At 57.1% G+C, this 4,529-nt stretch carries 4 protein-coding genes; 2 read left to right on the forward strand and 2 right to left on the reverse strand.

What is annotated here, in order from left to right:
- Together QQK95_RS31955 and QQK95_RS31960 are read right to left on the reverse strand one after the other, a co-directional pair.
- The coding region (locus tag QQK95_RS31955; RefSeq protein WP_284278493.1) for a VCBS domain-containing protein at positions 1 to 870 on the reverse strand (870 nt) is incomplete at its 3' end.
- A 1,138-nt stretch (positions 871 to 2,008) separates the two neighbouring features.
- Positions 2,009 to 2,218, reverse strand: a complete 210-nt coding sequence (locus QQK95_RS31960; protein WP_284278494.1) for a hypothetical protein — start codon at positions 2,216 to 2,218, stop codon at positions 2,009 to 2,011.
- A 478-nt stretch (positions 2,219 to 2,696) separates the two neighbouring features.
- On the opposite strand from QQK95_RS31960, the gene QQK95_RS31965 reads away from it, so the two are divergent.
- A complete protein-coding gene (locus QQK95_RS31965; protein ID WP_284278495.1) occupies positions 2,697 to 2,981 on the forward strand; it encodes a hypothetical protein in 285 nt (94 codons plus the stop codon).
- A gap of 767 nt (positions 2,982 to 3,748) precedes the next feature.
- Positions 3,749 to 4,138 (forward strand): hypothetical protein, encoded by a 390-nt coding sequence (locus QQK95_RS31970; protein WP_284278496.1) that lies wholly within the window; start codon positions 3,749 to 3,751, stop codon positions 4,136 to 4,138.
- Positions 4,139 to 4,529: the final 391 nt, after the last annotated feature.

The following is a 4,529-nucleotide window of genomic DNA, read 5'->3' on the forward strand; positions in this document are numbered from 1 at the left end:
GGTGTCCTCTTTCACCGAATTGGTGTCGGCAACCGCGATCGGGTTGTCGTTGGTGCCAGTTATGTTGACCTTGATGTCGTAACTAGCGGTTCCATCCGCAGATTTTACCGTCAGAGTGTCGGTTACATGCTGGCCCTGCGTCAGCGGATCGGCAAGGGTCTGGTTGAGCGTATAAGCCCACACACCCGTTGTCGTATCGAAGGTGAAGGTGCCATAGGTGCCCTGCAGGCTAGGAGGAGCCTGGAAATGGTTCTGGCCGACATCGGGGTCGGTGATGATCAGCTGTCCGTGCGCGTTGGGGTCATTCAGCGTGCCATTGGCAACGCCACCGGCCTCCACCACAGTCAGGTCGGCGCCGGGAACGGCGGTTATGATCGCGCCGTCATTGGTGCCTTGAATGTTGACCGAAACGCTGGCCCAGCTCAGCGTTCCGCCGCCGAGCTTGATCGCATAGGTGAAGGTTTCGTTGATCTGATCGCCCGCGCCCATGGCCTGCAGGCTCGAGAAGCCATGCGCCGCCAGATACCCACTAAGGTCCATCTCGACCTTGCCATTGTTGATGCGGATGGAAACCCCGCCGCCGATGCTTTCCCAAGCGGAGACGCCAGTCGCCTGAACATCCTGAGTCGTCAGGTCGATCGGCGCGTATTGTTTCGTGGCCGTCGATGTGGAAACCCCGTCGTCCACCGAGAAGAGGGACTTTGCGTTTCCACCCTGATCGTTGGCCATCACATCGAGAACTATGATGGTTTGCGAACCTGAAGCGAGGACGACCGTATCCTCGGTGAGATTGAAAATGTCATCGTTCGCTTGGGGCGTGTTTGAAAAAGACGCTGTGGTTCCGCCTGCATCGGTGATTTTAGAAGCCATTTTCAACCCCCCTTATTTGTATAAGAACAGATGCCCAACCATCTGCTTCATTGACAGTACTAAACGACCGGCTGCTTCCAGCCGAAGAATAGTCGTGCGAATCCGGGCAGGTATGAATTGTCGCCGTCATCCAGCACACCGCCGCGCTTAGAACAGCCGCCTAAGCTGGCTATTCCCGGACGGATATTGACTTGATGCTGGTCGGCCCGACGACACTGGTCGTCGCGCTGCGTTCCCTACCCAAATTACATCGTCCAACTCGTGGTTATTGGCCACGAACTTTAGGTGCCCCTTATATTAGGAGATTATTAACTCTCCTTACGGGGAAGGGTCAACATCCAACTTGGCGGAACAGTTAATAGTTGAACATAGGGGCCACAGCCACCCGGATCGGGCGGCGGAGATCGATCGAGCGCACGCCGGATACGAGCCAGGCGGGGCGGAAGCTGCAGGGCAGCGTGATGAGAGCCCGCCTGCGCACTAGAGCGAGCCGGATAGCCGGAAGTTTCATGCTCTTACCCACGGAGATCGCTCCAACGATGACGAGGCGCGGAACAGACCCGCCTTTGCGCACGCCGTTCTACGCTGTGGCCCTCTTTCTTTTGAAAGGTCCTTAATTCATAGGAGACATGGGTGCAGATCGGACTTGCCAGATCGGAGATGGAGAATGCCAGTTCAGTGGAAGTGAGATACGGACACGAAAACAATTTTCGATAGCGAAAGTCGTCACCGAACTTCGCCAACGCCGCCGTTTCCATCCCTCACTCCCACTCGATTGTTTCCAACCCGGCTAGACCATTGATCTAGCTGGGTTTTTCTTTCTTGCCGTTCAAAAGCCGACGCATGGGCCGTCAAAAAATTACGCTTTTGATTTTAAACGCAAAATCATTGCAAAAAACATTTCAAGGTTTCAGCACCAATCGAAGTCAATCGCGCCTTTCGGTAGAATTCGGCGCCGGTATGTCTATGAGCGCGGCTGGTTTAGGGGGCCAGTAGCGGTCGGTCTGCTTGGGTTGTGATTTCCGCTCGAAGGATGGCGCGAGCAGCCTAGTTCCGGCCAACGTGCTCAGTGTTCGCCAGACCGAGAACACTGTCGTCGCCAGAATTAGCTACAAATTCTGAGATACGTGTCGAACGCTCAAGCCGAGTTCTTTCGCCGGGCGATAGTGTAGGCGAATTCTTGCCCACCAACCTCATCAGTCACGCGGATCCAGTCCTTCGACCATCGTTTAAACACGGTCTTGCGTGCATTCATTTCCGATGCCGCCATTGCAGGGCTAGCCGCTTCGACTACCTGCGACCTGACCATGCGATTAAAGTGCATTTCCGCAACAACATAGACCGCCATGCAACCCACCCAACGCACAAATTCCCCGGTAGGTAGTATTGCGCACTGAGAAATCGACCGCAAGTGGTATGCAGTAATGGAGCCATATCACGAAATGTGCTATGATTCATTTTGTGGGCAAGAAGGCAAAGCCGGCTGGGGAATCTCCGATTGATCGTGAAGAGAGATCGAGGCAGAGTACTATGCTCGCAAATGCGGCCTCACCAGAGAAGAAGCGCTTAAGATTATCAAAGGCGCCCGGCCTTCCAAACAGCGCGCCAGCATAGCGCGGGCAGAGGCTCGGTAGGGCAGTCTGTCCGAGATCAGTGCGGATCGAGGAGATCACGCCGAAGGTGAAGCACTAGGCACAAAGAGGCCGGCGCCCTCGCTGGGAGGTTGCCCGATTGGCGCCGGCCAGACGGTCCCATTAGGTCCGCCGCACCTTCAGACATAGCTGAGTCTTTACGCAACGTCATTTGGTCGGCTTGGCAGCCTGTGAGTGTCTCCAAAGCAGCTTTTGCAAGCTGAGATCGAACGCTTTCCGGCGGCGGCAGCGGAAGCGCTGCATACGGCAATGATCGGGCCGTTGATATCTCCACATTGCAACCATTACCGGGCTACCCGTGTCTTGTGTGAGGCGCTGTTGAAAACGGTGCGGGAAGTCACCGGCAAGGAAGTCGCCTTCGAGCGGTCAATATCGTCGGCAGAAGAGCGTCCGCACGCGAAAACCACCGAGGTTTGGCAAAGAACTGGTCATGCCGGCTGGCGATCTGTGGCGCGATAGTTCCCATAGCCGACCTTGATGAGCAGCCCCCTCGTCGCACATGCGGGCCAGATAGCGGCGGGGAATTCCTAAGGGTTCTGTGTACGGGAACCATGTGCGGACTTCTTTTGTGCGGATAGCGCTCCGGCTAGCCGGCCCCGGCGCAAGGTCAGTCACCGGTAAAGCCGCGCGATCGGCTCGGACCTGACGCGCCAACGATGGCCGATGACCTCATTCCAAAGCTGAGATGTGCCAAGTGGAGCGGTAAGAAAGTCGGCCTCATCTGCGCACCCGACACCATGCCGACCGCCTATGGCAAGGCCAGCCGATGAGGAGGTTAGATGGACGGCGCCGGGATGGCGCTAATAACCGCGCGGTCTGGATCGCGGTCCAGGCGCGCTTTCAGACGGGTTTGCGGCGCCTAGGAGATAGGCGACAAGGGTGCGGACCAGGGCAAGGACGCAAGCGCCCGGATAGAACCTGTGCCATTGGACTTGGCGGCAGTGTTGGCGGCAGTGCGCCGGAATTGATCGCACCCGCCACCAAGCCTGCCCCCTTGCCGGTAAGCCAACTCACCGGGAGCCCCGATCTGCGCGAATTTGTATTGGTGACGGCAACTCCGGCATCGCCGTAGATCAGGAAACCGGTCAGCCGCGTAGCCGAGGCGTCCGTGCACCTGGCGTGTCGAAGCGCGTTTGGTGGTGTCGGACATGTGGATTCTTGTGTGAATTGTGGACAAGCTCCACCGGCCCTATTGCCGATTACGCCAGAGGGGCCAATGTCGCCCCATGGTGGTGGAGCACATTGAATTAGTGCTGTTCGAGCAATCGCTCGGCGAAAGCGATGGCGTGCATCTGCCGTTCGGTGATCGGGTGGCTGACGTTGCGGAGAAAACCGCAGGCTTTGTGTTGTTCGACATTCGCGTCGACGGGGACAGGCACGTTCGGCGTATGGCGGCGATCGGGTATGGCACGACCGGAACGGCGATCATCGTGATGGACAAAGAGGGCCAACTTCGATGCGCTTCCGTAAACGGCGAAACGGGCTTTCTGGTATCGAATCTGGCTGCGTGGTGTGCGTCTCCACTTAGCGAGCAAGCGCGGGTCGACTTTCACGGAATGGCAGTCATGCTGCTGGCGAAGCTTCGTAGTACGGGACACTTCGACCAGAATGCCTAGATGCGCTTTCGATTTGCCGCCCCTATATACGAGGCGCTTGTGGGGGACTTCAGTTTGGCCACGCCTTTCACCAGTTTCGGTCATCACCTGCTGATCTGATCAGACGGCAGCTTTTGGGATGCAGCGGCACAAACACGCAATGACCGACAGTAGGCGCAAAGCTGCCATCCTTACAAGATGAACGCGATCGAGGGGTGGCCAGACCAGCTCCTTGAATCAACTTTGGCGAACCGCTTTGCTGGAGCGGACTGGTCGACATGACCTGTCGTGCCGAACCAACGAAACGACCTTTTCAGCCAACGAAAAAGTCGCCTCCCAGTCACCTCGGCTCCAACCTTAGGACACGTCGATAAATTGCTGAATCGATAAAGCTCGTTTTGGGGGATTCCGA

This window comes from Mesorhizobium huakuii (assembly GCF_030160235.1).
GTDB classification, from domain to species: Bacteria; Pseudomonadota; Alphaproteobacteria; order Rhizobiales; family Rhizobiaceae; genus Mesorhizobium; species Mesorhizobium huakuii.